19 protein-coding genes are annotated in these 18,287 nt (G+C 70.8%); 17 read left to right on the forward strand and 2 right to left on the reverse strand.

Annotation, left to right across the window (positions count from 1 at the left end; translation table 11 throughout):
* The first annotated feature begins 34 nt into the window (after positions 1 to 34).
* The gene (locus tag M3Q35_RS07990; RefSeq protein WP_273941012.1) at positions 35 to 475 is read left to right on the forward strand and encodes a hypothetical protein; all 441 of its coding nucleotides are present in this window, start codon (positions 35 to 37) and stop codon (positions 473 to 475) included.
* 123 nt (positions 476 to 598) lie between these two features.
* Positions 599 to 1,528 (forward strand): GNAT family N-acetyltransferase, encoded by a 930-nt coding sequence (locus M3Q35_RS07995; RefSeq protein ID WP_273941013.1) that lies wholly within the window; start codon positions 599 to 601, stop codon positions 1,526 to 1,528.
* Between the two features lie 410 nt (positions 1,529 to 1,938).
* On the opposite strand, the gene M3Q35_RS08000 is transcribed toward M3Q35_RS07995, so the two are convergent.
* On the reverse strand, positions 1,939 to 2,295 hold the full coding sequence (locus M3Q35_RS08000; protein ID WP_273941014.1) for a VOC family protein: 357 nt from the start codon (positions 2,293 to 2,295) through the stop codon (positions 1,939 to 1,941).
* A 48-nt stretch (positions 2,296 to 2,343) separates the two neighbouring features.
* Here M3Q35_RS08000 and M3Q35_RS48775 point away from each other — a divergent pair, with 48 nt between their 5' ends.
* The 4 genes from M3Q35_RS48775 to M3Q35_RS08020 are packed head-to-tail and all read left to right on the forward strand — an operon-like array spanning position 2,344 to position 6,334.
* Complete coding sequence (locus tag M3Q35_RS48775) at positions 2,344 to 2,829, forward strand: transposase (RefSeq protein WP_379794005.1); 486 nt, start codon at positions 2,344 to 2,346, stop codon at positions 2,827 to 2,829.
* 38 nt (positions 2,830 to 2,867) lie between these two features.
* A complete protein-coding gene (locus M3Q35_RS08010; protein WP_273941015.1) occupies positions 2,868 to 3,911 on the forward strand; it encodes a hypothetical protein in 1,044 nt (347 codons plus the stop codon).
* A gap of 43 nt (positions 3,912 to 3,954) precedes the next feature.
* Entirely contained in the window at positions 3,955 to 5,313 is a 1,359-nt protein-coding gene (locus tag M3Q35_RS08015) for a cytochrome ubiquinol oxidase subunit I (protein WP_273941016.1), read from the forward strand.
* 10 nt (positions 5,314 to 5,323) lie between these two features.
* Positions 5,324 to 6,334: a cytochrome d ubiquinol oxidase subunit II gene (locus M3Q35_RS08020; protein WP_273941017.1), complete on the forward strand. Its 1,011-nt coding sequence runs from the start codon at positions 5,324 to 5,326 to the stop codon at positions 6,332 to 6,334.
* 74 nt (positions 6,335 to 6,408) lie between these two features.
* Here the strand turns inward: M3Q35_RS08020 and M3Q35_RS08025 are convergent, their stop codons facing one another.
* The gene (locus tag M3Q35_RS08025) at positions 6,409 to 7,983 is read right to left on the reverse strand and encodes a PucR family transcriptional regulator (RefSeq protein WP_273941018.1); all 1,575 of its coding nucleotides are present in this window, start codon (positions 7,981 to 7,983) and stop codon (positions 6,409 to 6,411) included.
* 324 nt (positions 7,984 to 8,307) lie between these two features.
* Between M3Q35_RS08025 and M3Q35_RS08030 the strand changes: the two genes are divergently transcribed.
* From M3Q35_RS08030 to M3Q35_RS08080, 11 genes are read left to right on the forward strand one after another with little or no spacing between them, the layout of a single operon-like run.
* Complete coding sequence (locus M3Q35_RS08030; RefSeq protein WP_273941019.1) at positions 8,308 to 8,754, forward strand: Hsp20/alpha crystallin family protein; 447 nt, start codon at positions 8,308 to 8,310, stop codon at positions 8,752 to 8,754.
* Positions 8,755 to 8,765: 11 nt separating this feature from the next.
* On the forward strand, positions 8,766 to 9,263 hold the full coding sequence (locus M3Q35_RS08035; RefSeq protein WP_273941020.1) for a YflT domain-containing protein: 498 nt from the start codon (positions 8,766 to 8,768) through the stop codon (positions 9,261 to 9,263).
* Positions 9,263 to 11,122 carry a molecular chaperone DnaK gene (gene dnaK / locus M3Q35_RS08040; RefSeq protein WP_273941021.1) on the forward strand — a complete coding sequence of 620 codons (1,860 nt, stop codon included), beginning with the start codon at positions 9,263 to 9,265 and terminating at the stop codon, positions 11,120 to 11,122. The genes M3Q35_RS08035 and dnaK overlap by 1 nt, the downstream gene beginning before the upstream one ends.
* A gap of 9 nt (positions 11,123 to 11,131) precedes the next feature.
* Positions 11,132 to 11,662, forward strand: a complete 531-nt coding sequence (locus M3Q35_RS08045; protein WP_273941022.1) for a nucleotide exchange factor GrpE — start codon at positions 11,132 to 11,134, stop codon at positions 11,660 to 11,662.
* A gap of 6 nt (positions 11,663 to 11,668) precedes the next feature.
* On the forward strand, positions 11,669 to 12,523 hold the full coding sequence (locus M3Q35_RS08050) for a J domain-containing protein (RefSeq protein ID WP_273941023.1): 855 nt from the start codon (positions 11,669 to 11,671) through the stop codon (positions 12,521 to 12,523).
* The gene (locus M3Q35_RS08055; RefSeq protein WP_273941024.1) at positions 12,523 to 12,819 is read left to right on the forward strand and encodes a chaperone modulator CbpM; all 297 of its coding nucleotides are present in this window, start codon (positions 12,523 to 12,525) and stop codon (positions 12,817 to 12,819) included. Before M3Q35_RS08050 ends, M3Q35_RS08055 begins: the two co-directional genes overlap by 1 nt.
* Positions 12,810 to 15,422, forward strand: a complete 2,613-nt coding sequence (gene clpB / locus M3Q35_RS08060; protein ID WP_273941025.1) for an ATP-dependent chaperone ClpB — start codon at positions 12,810 to 12,812, stop codon at positions 15,420 to 15,422. Before M3Q35_RS08055 ends, clpB begins: the two co-directional genes overlap by 10 nt.
* Positions 15,419 to 15,862, forward strand: coding sequence for a thioredoxin (gene trxA, locus M3Q35_RS08065; protein ID WP_273941026.1), 444 nt, complete (start codon positions 15,419 to 15,421; stop codon positions 15,860 to 15,862). Before clpB ends, trxA begins: the two co-directional genes overlap by 4 nt.
* Positions 15,859 to 16,122 carry a UBP-type zinc finger domain-containing protein gene (locus tag M3Q35_RS08070; protein WP_273941027.1) on the forward strand — a complete coding sequence of 88 codons (264 nt, stop codon included), beginning with the start codon at positions 15,859 to 15,861 and terminating at the stop codon, positions 16,120 to 16,122. Before trxA ends, M3Q35_RS08070 begins: the two co-directional genes overlap by 4 nt.
* 23 nt (positions 16,123 to 16,145) lie before the next feature.
* On the forward strand, positions 16,146 to 17,798 hold the full coding sequence (locus tag M3Q35_RS08075) for an FAD-dependent oxidoreductase (protein WP_273941028.1): 1,653 nt from the start codon (positions 16,146 to 16,148) through the stop codon (positions 17,796 to 17,798).
* Complete coding sequence (locus M3Q35_RS08080; protein WP_273941029.1) at positions 17,798 to 18,250, forward strand: DUF1931 family protein; 453 nt, start codon at positions 17,798 to 17,800, stop codon at positions 18,248 to 18,250. Before M3Q35_RS08075 ends, M3Q35_RS08080 begins: the two co-directional genes overlap by 1 nt.
* The last annotated feature ends 37 nt before the right edge of the window (positions 18,251 to 18,287 follow it).

An 18,287-nucleotide genomic window follows, 5' to 3' on the forward strand; every position in this document is an offset into this window, starting at 1 on the left:
CCCGGCCCCTACGGCGTTGAAGGGAGCTGTGCGCGTGGGCACCCCGTACCTGCCCGAGTGGTACCTGACGCTGGCCGGGAAGCTGCTGGACCGCAAGGGAACGGCGGCCCGTGGCAGCGGGCGGATTCTGCGCCGGGTGGCCGACGGCAAGGCCGATGACGTCGACTGGCTCTATTTCTACGCGATTCAGTCCTACGGCTGGGGTGGCGTCGCCGCGGCCGGCGCCGTGTTCGCCGGCGTTGCCGGTGTGCTCAGCGGTCCGTTCGGGTACGGGCCGGTTATTGGATTCCTGGTGTTGTGCGGAGTGTCGGTCGTGGCCGCCGCGGCCGCGTTCTTCGCCATTATCCAATTGCACATCATGTTGGTCGACAAGGAGGCGTCGTACTTCCACCGGCCGCGGGCGGTGAACGTGATCGTGGTGCCGATCGTGTTCGTGGCAGCCCTCGTCGTGCTGCTCTTGCTCACTCGCTCATAGAGCGAATACCCACTGCCAGAGCGAGTTGATCGACAGCCTCCGGAGGGTTCATCGAGGGCCAACGCGCCTGAAGCGCCAGCCGGATAGGCTCCACCGGTGTCCCGCGAAATGGTGTGCCACCCCATGACCGAGTCTGATCAGGACCGCGCCCTGTGCATCGAGGTCAGCGAGCCGATCTGGTGGCTGGGCGCCGACGCCTGGCGCGCCGAGGCAGCCCGGCGCCAGTACCGTCCTGAATGGACGTGGATCGCGGAGGACGAGGGCCGGGTCCTCGCCCGCGCCGTGTGGTGGGGCCAAACCGACAGCGAGCACCCGCTGGCGCTGGACTGCCTGGTCACCGACGACGCCGTCACCGACCGCGCCGGCGTGGCGGCCGAGCTGCTCACCGCCGCGCACAAGGCGTTCGTGGACGCCGGCGCGCAGCGGCTGCCGTTGTACAACATCATGAAGCTGCCCGGCGGGTGGCGGGGCGACCCCGCTCTGGCCGCCGCGGTGGCCTGGCGGCAGGACGCGGCCCACCGCGCCGGGCTCACCGTCGAGGTCGAGCGGCTGCAATACGAGTGGACCCCCGACGCGGGCGTCCCGGAGCCGGGCGGGCGGCTGGTGTTTTCCCCCGAGCCGGACGACGAGGTGTTCCTGCAGGCGCTGCTGCGGGTAGCCGAGGGCAGCCTGGACGCCCACACCCGCGAGAACGAGGCGGCCCATGGCGCGGAGGCCACCGCCCGCGAGGCGTTGGAGTTCTACCTGGACCGGCCCGGCAAACGGGAGTGGTGGCGGCTTGCCCACACCCCCGACGGCGTGCTGGCCGGCCTGGCCATCCCCTCGGCCACCCCGTACAACCGCAATGTCGGCTACCTCGGCGTCGTGCCCGAGTTGCGCGGCCAGGGCCTCGTCGCGGAGATTCTGGCGGAGATCACCCGGTTTCACGCCGCCGACGGCGCGGACCGGATCACCGCTACCACTGACCTGGGCAACCGCCCGATGGCTGCGGCGTTCGACCGCGCCGGCTACCGCAACACCGAAGTCCGGGTGATTCTGTCCGCCCCCGCGTGACACCTCGACGAAGCGCGCCCGCGACCCTCCGCCGCCCCGCAGAGGGGCCGGTGCGTAGACGTGCAATCCGGCGGCACCGCCAACGGTGCCCGCGTGTAGCTCTGCGAATGCAACAGCACCGCGTCGGCCGCTGCGGCCTGTGGGTGCCGGAAACATTGGCGTAGGTGCTGGCCAGCTGGTTTGTCGTGCGCGGGCTACGTGGTCCGACTGGTGGTGATGCTATGTTTCATGATCACAGGCTGTGGTCATGAGGCTGCTGTATCTGTTGATGGCGCACGTGTCTGGATGGCTGACGCTGCTCTCGCAGTCTCTGGAACGAGCCCGGTAAGGGCGGCCACTTCGCGGCGTTCGAGCAGCCGGCGTTGTTCGTCGACGAGGTCCGGTCATTCTTCCGGCTGGTCCGCTGATGGTCACCCGTACTCGGTGAGCGGCTGGCTAAAGATCAACAAGTGCCCATCGGGTGTCCGTACGTTGAAGTCGCGCATCCCGTAGGGCCGGTCAGCCAGTGGCTCGACGATGTCGGCGCCGCGGGCGCGCAGCTCGTCGTGGCAGGAATCGACGTCGTCGACGACAACCGTCACCCTGGCCGGGCCGACGCTGCTTTCGGCATACAGGTGGAACTCGGCGGTGTCGCGGATCACGGCTGCGTAGCTAGGTGGGGTCTCCCAGGTGAATATGGTGTCGAATCCGAGCGCGTCCGTGAAGTACGACCGCGCTGCCTGCACATCTCGGCACGGCAGCACGGGAATCGCCACCCGCATGACCATTCCGTCACCTTACCCGTCTTTGGTTCAAGATCGCTGATCTTGGGTAGGGTGCTGGCAGTTGACCTGCGGTTTCGTCGTGTGAACGGCGAAAATCTGCGCACGGTGAAGACGGCGTCGGGGGCCAGGGCGGTGCAGATCGTGCACTCCTCGCGTCGCGGGTCGCGGGACATCGAGCACATCGGCTCGGCGCATGACGATGCGGCGTTGGAGGGGCAGATCACGATCGGGCTGCTCACCGACGCAAGCGGGTTTCCGTTGATGGTTAACGCGTTCGGGGGCAACCGGGGCGAGACCACTACGATGCTGCCGACCATCCGTGCGTTCATGGATGCCCACCAGCTGGCTGATGTCACGGTCGTGGCCGACGCTGGCATGATCTCTGCGGCCAACCAGCAGGCCATCGAGGCCACGGGGTTGTCGTTCATCCTCGGCGCGCGGACCTGGCAACCGAGAACCCCAGCGGTCCGTCAGGCCGCAGGCCTGGCCGCACAGATCGACGAGGGACGGCGCCCGATATTCAACCGGCGCCGCTGAGTACCCGGCGTTGCATCGGGTAGTCAACCGGTGTGCCTGTGGAACGGACTGTCCTACTGGGCCTGTTGGCCGATCCCGGTCTGGCCACCGAGCTCGCGGAGCCGCTGGCCGACCGGCTGCCCCAACTGCTGGCGCGGCGGGTGGACAGCGGCGTGCGCTGGCGGGTGATGCTGGTGCGGGATCAGTTCGCGGCCGACGAGCACGGCAGCGTGCGACACGTCGTGGGCATGGTCCGTGGGCAGGTTGTCGAGGACCGGTGCGACCTGTGGGTGTGTCTGACCGACCTGCCGCGGCGTGCCGGCACGGACCCGGTCATCGCCGACGTCAGCGTGGCGGACGGCTTGGCCGTCGCCTCGCTGCCCGCGATGGGTGGCTGGGCGCTCAGCCACAAGGTGGCCGACACGGTCACCGCGCTGGTCGGCGAACTCGTCGACCGGCCGCGTCTGTTGTCCGGCCTGGCGCGGCGGATCGAGGCGCCCACCGACGACATCGGGGTGCGGTACGTCGCGCCGGGATTCTTCGGTCGGCTACGCATGATCGCCGGCATGGTCCGGGCCAACCGACCATGGCGGCTGGCGATCGGGTTGTCCAGCGTGTTGGTCGCCGCGTTGGCCACCGGTGCGTACACGATGATCAGCCCGACCATCTGGCAACTGGGCATCCAGTCGCATCCGCTGCGGCTGCTGGCCGCGATGCTGCTGTCCCTGTCGGCCATGGTCGCTTGGCTGATCTCGCGGCACCGACTGTGGGAACGCCCGGACGACGCGCTGGGCCGAGGCCGCGCCGTGTTGTACAACCTCACCACGATCATCACCCTGGTGTGCGGCGTCCTCGCGTTGTACGTCGTGCTGTTCGCGCTGGTGTTCGTGGGGGCCACGCTGCTGCTCGATCCGGCGGTTCTGCAGCGCCAGATCGGCCATCCGGTCAGTGTGCTCGACCACCTGCGGTTGGCCTGGCTGGCCGCGTCGGTGGCCACCATTGCCGGCGCGCTCGGCGCTCGCCTGGAAAGCGAGGAGGCGGTGCTCAGGGCGACGTACGGTTACCGCCAACGCAAGCGCCGGGAGCAGTTCGCCGCCGAGTGAGCACCACGCGTTTGCCCCGGCATCGCGCGGGCCACCTGCGGCCATGGTGTCGAACGCGCTCGCCGTCGTGCGACCGGACGACCTCGCGGCCGCCCGTGCCCAGATGGGCTTCTCGCTGGCCTGGCACATCGTGGTCGCCTGTCTCGGCGTCGGCCTGCCGCTGCTGACCGTGCTGGTCGAGTGGCGCGGGATACGCACCGGCGACCGGAGCTACCGGCTGTTGGCCCGGCGCTGGGCGCGGGCCATGGGCGTGCTGTTCGCTGTCGGCGCCGTATCCGGCACGATCCTCAGTTTCGAGATGGGGCTGTTGTGGCCGGGGCTGATGGGCCGCTTCGGCCAGGTCATCGGGCTGCCGTTCGCCATGGAGGGCATCGCGTTCTTCGTCGAGGCCATCTTCGTGGGTATCTATCTGTACGGCTGGGATCGGCTACCGCCCCGCCGGCACGTGCTGACCGGTGTGCCGATCGTCATCGCCGGCATCTGCTCGGCCTTCTTCGTGGTCAGCGCGAACGCGTGGATGAACCAGCCGCAGGGCTTCACTCTGCGCGACGGCCACGTCGTCGACGTGCAGCCGTGGGCGGCGATGTTCAATCCGGCGACCCCGCCGGAGACGATCCACATGATCCTGGCCGCGATCATGGTCGCCTGCTTCTTCACCGCCGCGGTCTACGCGGTGGCCCTGCTGCGCGGCCGCCGGGATCGTTACCACCGCATCGGTTTCGCCCTGCCGTGCGCGGTCGGCGCGGTGGTGACCCCGTTCCAGATTGTCGCCGGTGACTACGCGGCACGGTTCGTCGCCCAGTACCAGCCGGCCAAGCTGGCCGCGATCGAGGGCGTCTACCACACCGGCTCGCACGTTCCGTTGACCGTTGGAGGAATCGCCGGCAACGGGCAGCTCGACTACGGCGTGCAGATCCCGGACGGTCTGTCGCTGCTCGTCGGCTCCAACCCGGACACGGTGATCACCGGGCTTGATCGCGTGCCCCGGAACCTGTGGCCGCCGGTGACGGGCGTGCACCTGTCCTTCGATCTGATGGTCGGTGTCGGATTCTTCCTGCTGGCGCTGGGAGTCTGGTTCGCCGCGGCGCGCTGGTGGCGAGGCGTGCCGAGCCGCGTGTTCCTCGTTCTGGGGGCGATCGCCGGTCCGGCCGCGGTTGTCGCGCTGGAATGCGGTTGGACCGTCACCGAGGAGGGGCGGCAGCCGTGGGTGGTGCAGGGCGTGATGAGCGTGCACGACGCCGTGAACCCGGCACCGGGCCTGATGGTCGGACTGTGGCTGGTGCTTGTCGTGTACGCCGGCCTGACCGTCGCCGTGGTCCACGTGATGCGCCGGCTGGCCAGGCAGACGCCGGTGCCGACCGCACCCCAGGAGCGGGACGTCGAGAACTACCCCGTGACGTGAAGGGAATCCGATGCTGGCCGATGTCTGTCTCGCCGCGATGTGGATCGGATTGAGCTGCTACGGGCTGTTCGCCGGGGCGGACTTCGGGGGCGGCGCATGGGACCTGCTCGCCGGCCGCGACGACCGTCAGCGGCGGCAAGTCGAACACAGCATCGGTCCGGTCTGGGAGGCCAACCACGTGTGGCTGATCTTCGTGGTGGTGTTGCTGTGGACGTGTTTCCCGACTGTCTTCGCGGCAGTGATGTCTACTTTGTACATTCCGCTCACGTTGGCCGCGCTGGGCATCATCGCGCGGGGTTCCTCGTTCGCGTTCCGCAAAGTGACCGAGCAGCCTGGTCTGCGACGACTGTTCGGCGGCCTGTTCGCGCTCTCATCGGTGTTCACGCCGTTCTTTCTCGGCACGGTCGCCGGCGCCGTCGCCTCCGGCCGCGTGCCGCTGGGCCTGGCGGCCGGCGACCCGGTCACGAGTTGGACCGGGCCCAGTTCGCTGCTCGGAGGCGTGCTCGCCGTGCTCGCGTGCGCGTATCTGGCGGCTGTGTACCTGTGCGCCGACGCCGTTCGTGAGGGCGAACCCGAGGTGGCCGCGGCGTTTCGTGCCCGTGCCCTGGCCACCGGCGTGGCGACCGGCGTCGTCGCGCTGGCCGGAATCTGGATCCTGCGCGCCGACGCTCCGCTGTTGTTCGCCGGTCTCACCGGCCGGGCGCTGCCGCTGGTGGTGTTCTCCGCCGTGGCCGGCGTCGCCGAGTTCCCGCTGCTGTGGCTACACCGCTACGGCATCGCCCGCATGGTCGCGGCGGCCGCGGTGGTGGCCGTCCTGTGGGGTTGGGGTGCCGCACAGTACCCGACCATGCTGGAGCCCGACGTCACCGTCGGCAGCTCGGCGGCGACCGACAGCGTGCTGGCGCCCGTGCTTGTCGTGCTGGCCGTCGGCGCGGTGATACTGATCCCGTCGCTGTGGTGGCTGTACAGCATGTTCTCGCGTCCTGCGCCGGGCACCGGCACTGGTGCGCGGACCGAATGACGACCGTTGCGGCGAGTGGCGAGGGTGTCGGGGTCCGGCGAACACGGCGTGGCCGGCGCGCGGCCCGTCTCCGGTCACTCCATTTCGCGCATCACCTGCCAGGCACGGGCCGCCATGTGCAGGTTGAGCCGGCTGTCGACATCGTTGAGATCGAGCTCGGTGATCTTCCGGATCCGGCCGAGGCGGTAGCGCAGGGTGCTGCGGTGGATGGTCAGCGCGGCCGCCGTCTCGTCGTAGCTGCCACCGCATTCGAGGTAGTGGAAGAGCGTTCGCACCAGGTCGGCGCGCTTGCTGCGGTCGTAGGCAAGCAGCGGCCCGAGCCATTCCTCGACGAAAGCCACAATCTCGACGCGGTTCCGCCCCGTGTCCAGCAGCCGGTAAACCCCCAGCTCGTGGTACGCGGTGACGCCGTGGGGGGCGCGGGAGTGCTGCCGGATGTCCAGTGCCCGAATCGCCTCGCGGTAGGACCGCGGGAAGTCGCCCGGGCCGGCGCAGGGACCACCGATGCCGATCGCGCCGTCCGGACTGCCGAGCAGCTCCACCATCACGCGATGCATCGCGTCGCCGTCCGGGCGGCCGGACACGACCAACACCGCCGCCTCGGACCGACGTGAGCAGAGCCCTCGCAGGCCGAGCGCGGACACCATGCGACCGGCGGCATCGGTGGTGGCCTGCCCAGGCCAGCGCAGTACGACGACATGGTGCGGGCCGCGCAGGTCGTGGCCGACGGCGTCGGCCCGCGTGTACGCGCTCTCGTCGTCGACGCCGGTGATCAGGTCGTCCACCAGCTCGCGGTGCACCCGCAGCTCCACCTCGGCCAGATTGCGCTCGTGCGCCAGTTCCAGCGAGAGCACGGTGGTGCCGTACTCCAGGGCGAACAGCTCGTGCCGGCCGACGGTCCCGGCCGGGTCGATCAGCGCCAGCACGCCGAGCACCTCGTGGCGCGGCCGGACCACGGACACCACCCGGTCGCGGATCCGGACCGGGTGCGGTGTCGTCGCGGCCTGCCGCAGCAGTTCCGTGCGCTCGGCCGCGCCCGGCTTCGGATACGGGTCCAGCCGCCCCGGCCCGCTCCACACGCGCAGATTGCCGAACTGGTCCTCGATCGCCACCGGCAGCGCCGTCAACCGGTGCAGCGCGTCGGCGATGCCGGCGTCGCCCGCGCCGGCGGCGGACACGCGGTTGAGCTCCTCGTGCACGGCGGTCCGCTCCTCGAGCCGGGCGACCGCCGCGGACAGGTCAGTGTTGAGGTCGCGCAGGTCGTCGATGTAGGCCCGCTCGCGGCTGTGCATGGAGGCGTTCGCCAGCGCGGCGGCCAGCTGCTGCCCGAGTGCCCTGAGCAGGAAGAGCTCGTCCGGTGACGGGCCGTGGGGGGCTTTCACCACCAGCCGGCCGGTGTCGCCGCCCAGTCCGGTCAGCGGATAGGCCCACCGCCACATGCCGTCCCCGAGGACGATCTCGCCGCCGCCCTCGCCCAACTCGCGGACGTGCCGGTCCAGCTCGGAATCCGCCGCCGGACCGCGTGCCGCCGGCTCCAGCCGGCCGTCCGCGACGACGTAGACAGCCACCACCTCGCCGCCGCCCAGCGACGGCACGGCGGAGACCGCGAGCGCGACGATGTCGTCGGCGTCCCGGCCGTCGAACATCATCGTGGAGATCGCGAGCAGTCCGCGCCGGCCCGCCAGCTGCTGTTGCCACCAGCCGTCCGGCCCGTCCTGGCCATGTACCGAAATCGCGATCCTCCACGCGTGCCCCTCGCCGAGAACCCTACCCGCGGGCACCCGACCCGGCAGGGCGACCGCGAGCCGGAAGTTCGACCTCGCAGGCGCAGGCGGCCGGATCGTCCCGGTGCCAGGGTTGTCAGTGCCGCCGGTGCCGCGTCCAAAGCGGAAAGCCTGAGCAGGCAATGGAAATACGGCCGTGAGCCGTGCCGCCGGCGGTGGACGTGCTGTGGACAAGGGAGGAGCGAAGCTGTGACATTGATGCGTTTTGACCCGTTCCGCGACCTGGACCGGCTGACCGAGCAGGCCTTCGGCCGCGCGGCTCGGGCGATGCCGATGGAGGCGTTCCGCCGTGGCGACGAGTTCGTGGTCGCGCTGGACGTGCCCGGCCTCGATCCGGCCGATGTGGACGTGACCGTGGAGCACAACGTGGTGAGTGTGCGGGCGCATCGCCGCCCGCTGCACGCGGACGGTGACGAGCTGGTGATCGACGAGCGGCCGCAGGGCGAGTTCAGCCGGCAGCTGTTCCTCGGCGACAACCTCGACAGCGCCAAGCTGTCCGCGAACGTGGACCGAGGTGTCCTCACCATCACCGTGCCGGTCGCCGAGTCGAGCAAGCCCCGTCGGGTGGAGATCGGTCACGACACCGGCGAACGCCGCACCATCGAGACCGGCTCCCGCGAGCCGGCACACGCCTAGGAGGAGCGAAGATGGCCGCGCAGCAAGACGCGCCCGCACCCTCGCGCGCGAGCGGGCACCGCACGACGATCGCCGAGTACCCCGATTACGGTGACGCCGAACGGGCGGTGGAGTACTTGACCGATCACGACTTTCCGGTCGAGCGGGTCGCCATCGTTGGCGCTGACGTGCGGCTGGTCGAACAGATCGTGGGCCGGGTGAACTACCCGGGCGCCGCGCTGCGCGGAGCCGGATCGGGCGCGTTCACCGGCGTGCTGATCGGCTGGTTGTTCGGACTGTTCAACTGGGTCGCTCCGGTCGTCGCATCGCTGGCACTGGCCGCGTACGGGCTGGTCATCGGCGCGGTGCTGGGCGCGGTCTTCGGTCTCGTCGCGCATGCCCTTCAGCGCGGCCGCCGGGACTTCGCCTCCGTCCGCGCGATGGCCCCGAGTCGCTACCAGGTGGTCGCCGACGCCGACGTGGCCGACCGGGCACGCGGCCTGCTGGCTCAACTGGACGGTGGTCGGTGATGGCCAGGGCCGTCGGCATCGATCTGGGCACCACCAACTCGGTGATCGCCGCATGGGAGGGCGGCGAGCCCGCCGTGATCCCCAACGCGGAGGGCTCCCGCACCACCCCGTCGGTGGTCGCCTACACGGAGTCCGGCGAGCGGCTGGTCGGCCAACTGGCCCGCCGCCAGGCGATCCTCAACCCCAAGGGCACCATCTACTCGGCGAAGCGATTCATCGGCCGCCGCTTCGACGAGATCGCCGAGGAGGCCCGGGCGGTCGGCTTCGACGTGGTCGAGGGCGACGGCGGCGTGGTCCGATTCAAGGTCCGCGGCAAGCTGTACGCGCCCGAGGAGATCAGCGCCCAGGTGCTGCGCAAGCTGGCCGACGACGCCGGCAAGGCGCTCGGCGAGAAGGTCACCGAGGCCGTGATCACCGTGCCGGCGTACTTCAACGACGCGCAGCGGCAGGCCACCAAGGACGCCGGCCGGATCGCCGGCCTCGAGGTGCTGCGGATCATCAACGAGCCGACCGCCGCGGCGCTGGCCTACGGACTGGACAACAAGGGCCACGAGACCGTGCTGGTGTTCGACCTGGGCGGCGGCACCTTCGACGTGAGCCTGCTCGACGTCGGCGACGGCGTTGTCGAGGTGCGGTCGACGGCGGGCGACACCCACCTCGGCGGCGACGACTTCGACCGCCGGATCGTGGACCACCTCGCCGAGCAGTTCCAACGCGACAACGGCATCGACCTGCGCTCCGATCCGCAGGCGCTGCAACGGCTGTTCGAGGCCGCCGAGAAGGCCAAGGTCGAGCTCAGCTCGGTCAGCCAGACCAGCGTGAACCTGCCGTTCATCACCGCCGACCGGGACGGCCCCAAGCACCTGACCACCACGCTGATGCGGTCGGTGTTCGAGGAGATCACCCGCGACCTGGTCGAGCGCTGTCTCGAGCCGGTCAAGCGGGCGATGGCCGACGCCAAGGTCACCGCCGACGACATCGACGAGGTGATCCTGGTCGGCGGCTCCACCCGGATCCCGGCCGTGCAGGCCCTGGTCCGCCGGCTCACCGGCGGCAAGGACCCGAACATGAGCGTGAACCCGGACGAGGTCGTCGCGCTCGGCGCGGCGGTGCAGGCCGGCGTGCTCAAGGGCGACGTGAAGGACGTGCTGCTGCTCGACGTCACGCCGCTGTCGCTGGGCGTGGAGACCCGCGGCGGGGTGATGACCAAGATCGTCGAGCGGAACACCACGATCCCGGCCCGCCGCACCGAGGTGTTCTCCACCGCCGAGGACAACCAGCCCGCGGTGGACGTGGTGGTGCTGCAAGGCGAACGGGAACGCGCGGCGGACAACCGGGTGCTCGGCCGGTTCCAACTGACCGACATCCGACCGGCGCCGCGGGGCGAGCCGCAGATCGAGGTCACCTTCGATGTCGACGCCAACGGCATTCTCGACGTCACCGCGAAGGACAAGGACACCGGCGCCCAGCAGAGCATCACCATCAGCGAGAGCTCGAACCTGGACCAGGCCGAGATCGAGCGCATGGTGAGCGAGGCCGAGCGCAACCGCACCGACGACGAACGGCTGCGCACCGAGGTCGACGCGCGCAACGCCCTCGACACCGTCGCGTACCAGGTGGAACGGGCCATCAACGACAGCACACCCGAACATGAGCGGGCCCGTGCGCAACTGTTGGTGGAACAGGCCCGTGACGCCGTCAAGTCGGAGGCGCCGCTGGACCAGGTTCGGTCGCTGACCTCGGAGTTGCAACAGGTGCACGCGTCGCTGAGCGCGGCCCGTCGCGACGACGGCGGCGGCAGGAGCACCTCGTCGGACAGCGACGACGACGTGGTCGACGCCGAGTTCGACCGGGCGTGAGGGACAGTCATGACCAATCCGGAGCACGCCGCGGCGGACCACGCTGCCACCGCGGCCGATGTCGGGGCCGGCGCCGACGCGCGCCCCCAGGAGCCGGTCCCGACCCGGCAGGCTCGGATCGAGGATCTCGAGGACCGATGGCGGCGGGCGATGGCGGAGCTGGACAACACGCGCAAGCGTCACGCGGTCGAGCTGCGGCGGGCGACGGCCGCGGAACGGGCGAGGGTCGCCGCGGCGTGGCTGCCGGTGCTGGACAACCTGGAGTTGGCGCTCGCGCACGCGGATGCCGACCAGGGCAGCGTCCTGCAAGGCGTCCGCTCGATCCGGGACCAGGCCGTCCAGCTGCTCGCCGCGCTGGGATATCCCCGCGATGACGAGACCGGCGTGCCGTTCGACCCGAGCCGGCATGAGGTGGTCGCCGTGGTCAACGACCCGGAGACGGAACCGAACACCGTGGTCGGGGTGGTGCGGCCGGGCTACGGCGGGAGTGGCCACGAGCTGCGTCCGGCCGCCGTCACGGTGGCCGGGACCAGGGAGTGATGGTCCGTGGCGACCGACTTCTACGACTCGCTCGGTGTACCCCGGGACGCGTCCGCCGAGGACATCCAGCGGGCGTACCGGCGACTGGCCCGCCGCTACCACCCTGACGTGAACTCAGATCCGGGAGCCGAGGAGCGGTTCAAACAGGTCAGCGAGGCCTACGCGGTGCTGTCCGATCCGGCGCAGCGCCGCCGGTACGACCAGTTCGGCACGGACTTCCGCCGGGTTGCCGAGAACGCCGGCCGGCCGCGCCGAACCTCGGCGCCACAAGGCTTCGAGGGCATCGACATCGAGGACCTGCTGAGCGGGCTGTTCCGCGGCCGCGGGCCGGTTCCCGGCGCCGACCAGGAGGCCGTGCTCGAACTGTCCGTCGAGGAGGCGTACCGCGGTGGACACCGGCGGCTGACCCTGCCGGGCACCGACCGGCAGTACGACGTCACCGTGCCGCCCGGAGTCCTTGACGGGCAACGGATCCGGCTCGCCGGACAGGGCGGGCGCGGCGGTGGCGACGCACCGGCCGGGGATCTGTACCTGGTCGTCAGCATCCGGCCGGATCGGCGCTATCGGTTGTCCGGCCGGGACATTCACCTCACGCTGCCGGTGACGCCGTGGGAGGCCGCGCTCGGCTCGACCGTGCCGGTGACCACGCCCGGCGGCGAGGTGAAGGTCCGCGTCGCCGCCGGATCGTCCAGCGGCCGGCGGCTTCGGCTGCGCGGCGAGGGCATGCCGAATCCGCACGGCCCGGCCGGCGACCTGTACGCCGAGGTGCGGGTGATGGTGCCCAAGCACCTCACCCGGCGGGAACGCGAGCTCTTCGAGGAACTGGCCGCGGTGTCCGAGTTCACCCCAAGGAGGACCTGATGGCCGCATACCAACTCGTCCGGCCGGTGCTGCTCAGCGCCGAGACGGTGGCCGCGCGCAGCGGGCTGCATCCGGACCTGATCCGCCGCTACGCCGCGCTGGGCCTGGTGGAGAGCACGACCGACCGGTCCGGACGGTTGTGGTTCCCGCCGGCGACGGTGCCGGCGCTGGCCCGCGTGCAGCGGCTGCGCACCGGGCTGGCACTGAACTACGCGGCGATCGGGCTGGTGCTCGACCTGCTCGACCGGATCAGGGTGCTGGAAGCCCAAGTCAGGAGCCAACAGCGATGGACATGAGCGAACTGACCCAGAAGTCCCAGGAGGCGCTGCGAGACGCGCAGGCCGTCGCGACCCGGCAGGGGCACACCGAGACCGACGCCGAGCACCTGCTGCTCGCCCTGCTCGACCAGCCCGACGGCCTGGCGCCCCGGCTGCTGGACCGGGCCGGTGTCGACGTGTCCCGGTTGCGCGCGGCGGTGCAGGAGGAGCTGGGCCGCCGGCCGAAGGTGACCGGGCCGGGCGCGGCCCCCGGGCAGGTGTACCTGACCCGCCGGCTGGCCGCGCTGCTGGAAACGGCGGAGCGGGAAGCCAAGCGCCTCAAGGATTCCTATGTCTCCGTCGAACACCTGCTGCTGGCCCTGCTCGACGACGGCCCGGCCGGCCGGCTGCTCGCCGATGCCGGGCTGACCAGGGACCGTTTCCTGGCCGCGCTCACCGAGATCCGGGGCAACCAGCGGGTCACCTCGGCCAGCCCGGAGGGCGCGTACGAGGCGTTGGACAAGTACGGCCGCGACCTGGTCGCCGACGCACGGGCCGGCAAGCTCGACCCGGTGATCGGCCGGGACGCGGAGATCCGGCGGGTGGTGCAGATCCTCTCGCGCAAGTCCAAGAACAACCCGGTGCTGATCGGCGACCCCGGCGTCGGCAAGACCGCCATCGTGGAGGGGCTGGCGCAGCGCATCGTGCGCGGTGACGTGCCGGAGGGCCTGCGCGACCGGACGATCTTCTCGCTGGACATGGGCGCGCTGGTGGCCGGGGCCAAGTACCGCGGCGAGTTCGAGGAGCGGTTCAAGGCCGTGCTGGCCGAGGTGAAGGCGGCCGACGGCCGGATACTGCTGTTCGTCGACGAGGTGCACACCGTGGTCGGCGCGGGCGCGACCGAGGGCGCGATGGACGCCGGCAACATGCTCAAGCCGATGCTGGCCCGCGGCGAGCTGCACATGATCGGCGCGACCACGGTGGACGAGTACCGCAAACACGTCGAGCCGGACGCCGCGCTGGAGCGCCGGTTCCAGCCGGTGCTGGTGGACGAGCCGACGGTCGAGGACACCGTGTCCATCCTGCGCGGGCTGCGCAAGCGGTTCGAGGTGTTCCACGGCGTCAAGATCCAGGATGCCGCGCTGGTCGCGGCGGCCACCCTGTCGCACCGGTACATCACCGACCGGTTCCTCCCGGACAAGGCGATCGACCTGGTGGACGAGGCGTGCGCCCGGCTGCGCACCGAGATCGACTCCATGCCGGCCGAGCTGGACGAGCTGACCCGGCGGGTGACCCGGCTGGAGATCGAGGAGGCCGCGCTGGCCAAGGAGGACGACCCGGCCAGCCGGACCCGGCTGGCCGACCTGCGCCGAGAACTGGCCGATCTGCGCGCGGAGGCGGACGCCAAGACCGCCCAGTGGAGCGCGGAACGGCAGGCCATCCGCCGCGTGCAGCAGCTGCGCTCGGAGCTGGAACGGCTGCGGCACGATGCCGAGGAGGCCGAGCGCAACTATGACCTCAACCGCGCCGCGGAGCTCCGCTACGGCCAGATCCGCGAGCTGGAACGCCGGCTGACCGGCGAGGAGGAGCAGCTGGCGGCCAAGCAGGGCGGCGCGCGGCTGCTGCGTGAGGTCGTCACCGAGGACGAGATCGCCGAGATCGTCGCCGCCTGGACCGGCATCCCGGTCGCCCGGCTCCGCGAGGGCGAGCGGGCCAAGCTGCTGCGGCTGGACGAGATCCTGCACGAGCGGGTGATCGGCCAGGACGAGGCGGTGCGGCTGGTGGCCGACGCGGTCATCCGGGCCAGGTCGGGCATCCGCGATCCGCGCAAGCCGATCGGCTCGTTCGTATTCCTCGGCCCCACCGGCGTCGGCAAGACCGAGCTGGCCAAGACGCTGGCCGCGGCGCTGTTCGACAGCGAGGAGAACATGGTTCGGCTGGACATGAGCGAGTACCAGGAACGGCACACAGTCAGCCGGCTGCTCGGCGCGCCGCCTGGCTACGTCGGCTACGACGAGGGCGGCCAGCTCACCGAGGCGGTCCGTCGGAAGCCCTACTCGGTGGTGCTGTTCGACGAGATCGAGAAGGCGCACCCGGACGTGTTCAACACGCTGTTGCAGGTCCTCGACGACGGTCGGATCACCGACGCGCAGGGTCGCACCGTCGACTTCCGCAACACCGTGGTGATCATGACGTCCAACATCGGCTCGCAGCATCTGTTGGACGGCGTCACCGCGACCGGCGAGATCAAGCCGGACGCCCGCGAGGCGGTGTTCGGCGAACTACGCCGGCACTTCCGGCCGGAGTTCCTCAACCGGGTCGACGACATCGTCCTGTTCACGCCGCTGGGGCGGCCGGAGATCGAACGGATCGTGGAACTCCAGTTCGGGCAACTGCGGGACCGGCTGGCCGAGCAGGGCGTGTTCATCGAGCTGACCGACGCGGCCCGCAAGCTGATCGCCGGCCGCGGCTTCGACCCGGTCTACGGGGCCCGACCGCTGCGACGGTTCATCTCCCACGAGGTCGAGACCAGGATCGGCCGGGCGCTGCTGCGTGGCGAGCTCGTCGACGGGCAGGCGGTGACGGTCGACGCGGAGGACGGCGAACTCGCCGTGCGGCTCGGGGCGGTGGCAGCGGCATGACCACGGTGGTGTGTGCCCACTGTGGACACCGAAACCGGCTGCCGTCGGCGGCCGCCGGTCGGCCGAGGTGCGGCAACTGCCACGAGCCGCTGCCGTGGATCGTGGACGCCGGCGACGACGACTTCGCGGAGGTCGCCGAGCGAGCGACGCTTCCCGTGCTCGTCGATCTGTGGGCGACGTGGTGCGGGCCGTGCCGCATGGTCAGCCCCGCCCTGGTGCAGCTGGCGACGGAGAAGGCCGGCGAGCTGAAACTCGTCAAGGTCGACGTCGACCGGGCGCCGATGCTGTCCGAGCGGTTCACTGTGCGCGCCGTGCCGACCCTCCTGGTGCTCAGGGAAGGTCAGGTCGTCGCACGGCAGGCCGGCGCCGCGCCCGTGCCGGAGCTGCGGTCCTGGGTGGACCGCGCGCTCGCGGACCGCAGCGAGGAGGCCAGGACATGACCGCGATCGTGGATCCGCATCTGATGTGGGTGCGGAACGTGCTGCCCCGCACCCCGCAGGGCTGCGAGGAGTGCCTGGCCGGCGGCACTTCGTGGCTGCATCTGCGCCTGTGCCTGACCTGCGGGCACGTCGGCTGCTGCGACTCGTCGCCGATGCGGCACGCCAGCCGGCACGCGCACACGGTCGGCCATCCGATCGTCGAGTCGTTCGAACCGGGCGAGAACTGGCGATGGTGCTACGTCGACCAGGCCTTCGTGTGATCGCCGGGTCGGGGCAGTCGCTGATGGAGACGCCGGACCCGGACGGCGCCTTCCCCCGCCTGACCGACGAGCAGATCGACACCCTGGCCCGACTCGGCTCCGTGCGGCCGACGAGGGTCGGCGACCGGCTGTACGAGCAGGGTGCGCAGGCAGGCGACTTCTACGTGGTGCTGGCCGGCATGGTCGCCGTCGTCGAAGGCGCCGGCGCACGGCAGCGCATCGTGCAGGTGCACGGCCCCCGCCGCTTCCTCGGCGAAGTCGGTCTGCTGGAAGGACAACCGGCCTTCGTCGGCGCGGTCGTCGTGCAGCCGGGCGAGGTGCTCGCCGTGCCGCTGGACTCGCTGCGGCCGGTGGTGCTCGGCGACCCGGCGCTCGGCGAGGAGATCCTGCGCGCCTACCTGATCCGCCGGTCGCTGCTGATCGGGCACGGCGCCGGCCTGCGGATCATCGGCTCGTGTTTCTCGCCGGACACCCGGCGACTGCTGGAGTTCGCCGCTCGCAACCGGCTGCCGCACCGGTATCTGGACGTGGAGAAGGACGCCAAGGCGGAGACGTTGCTCACCCGGTTCGGCGTGCCGCCGGACGAGACACCGGTGGTCGTCCTGGACGGCAAGGACCTGCTGCGCAACCCCAGCAATGCCGAACTGGCCAGCAGGATGGGGTTGCGGCGACCGGAGCCGCGGCCCGAGGTGTCCGACCTGCTCGTGATCGGCGCCGGTCCGGCGGGACTGGCCACGGTCGTCTACGCCGCGTCGGACGGGCTGACGGTCGCCGCGGTGGAGGGCACCGCCACCGGCGGCCAGGCCGGCACCACCTCCAGGATCGAGAACTACCTGGGCTTCCCGGCTGGGATATCGGGCGCGGAGTTGGCGGAGCGGTCCACCATCCAGGCGGACAAGTTCGGCGGGCGGGTCACGGTGCCCGCGGCGGCGCTGACTCTTCGTCCGTGCGGGGGCCATCACCTCGTCGGCCTCGACGACGGCACGGAACTCACCGCCCGCGCGGTGGTGATCGCCACCGGCGTGCGCTACCGGCGCCTGCCGGTGCCGGGCATCGAACGCTACGAGGGGACCTGCGTGTACTACGCCGCGACCGCGCACGAGGCTCGGACCTGTCGCACCGCGCCGGTCTCTGTCGTCGGTGGCGGCAACTCGGCCGGGCAGGCCGCGGTGTTCCTGGCGCGCGAGTCGTCGCAGGTGCACCTCCTGGTGCGCGGTGGCGACCTGGGGGACAACATGTCCCGCTACCTCGTCGATCAGGTGACTTCTCATCCACGGATCGCGGTGCTGACGCACACCGAGGTGCGGGACGTGGTGGGGGACGAGGATCTGCGAGGACTCGTGGTCGAGGACACCGCGGCCGGCGAACGGCAGGTGGTGGACACCCAGGTGTTGTTCGTGTTCATCGGCGCCCGCCCGCACACCACGTGGCTGGCCGGCGCGGTCGCCCTCGATCCGGACGGATTCGTGCTCACCGGCCCGGACGCGGATGGCCATCGGGATGACGGCGTGTGGCGGCATGTGCCGCGGCGACCGCTTGCGTTGGAGACGACCCGGCCCGGCGTGTTCGCCGTCGGCGACGTGCGCCGTGGGTCGGTCAAGCGGGTGTCCGCCGCGGCGGGCGAGGGCGCGACGGCGGTGCGGATGGTGCACGACCATCTCTTCGAGGAGGACTGATGCCGGTTTTCAGCGTGACCCGCTTCGAACGGTTCTTTCGCGAGGCCGCGGGTCTGCACATGGACAAGAGCGACCTCAAGCGGTTCGAGGACTTCCTTGACCGGAACGTGCACGACCTGTTCGTGGCGGCCGGTGTGACCGCGAAGGCGAACGGCCGAGACGTGATCGAGCCGGCCGACCTGCCGATCACCAAGGGTCTCCAGGAATGCGTGCGTGAGTTCCGCAAGCTGGACGAGGAACTGGACGTGGCGCCGATGCTGGCGCAGGTGATCGCGCTGCCGCCGCCGTTGCACCGGACCGTCAGCGCTGACGCGCGAGACCGGTTGCCGCACATCGCCGGCGGACTCGGCGTCGCTCTGGCGCGCGCGTTCCCGATCGTCGCCCCGTCCGTGAAGAACCCGGGCACCGCCGAGTGGGAACAGGTGTTCGCGCTGTTCGACCTGTTGCTGTAGATCCGGGCCGATGCCGGGCCTGGCTCGAGGTTCTGCG

Source organism: Kutzneria chonburiensis, from assembly GCF_028622115.1.
In the GTDB taxonomy this organism is placed as follows: domain Bacteria; phylum Actinomycetota; class Actinomycetes; order Mycobacteriales; family Pseudonocardiaceae; genus Kutzneria; species Kutzneria chonburiensis.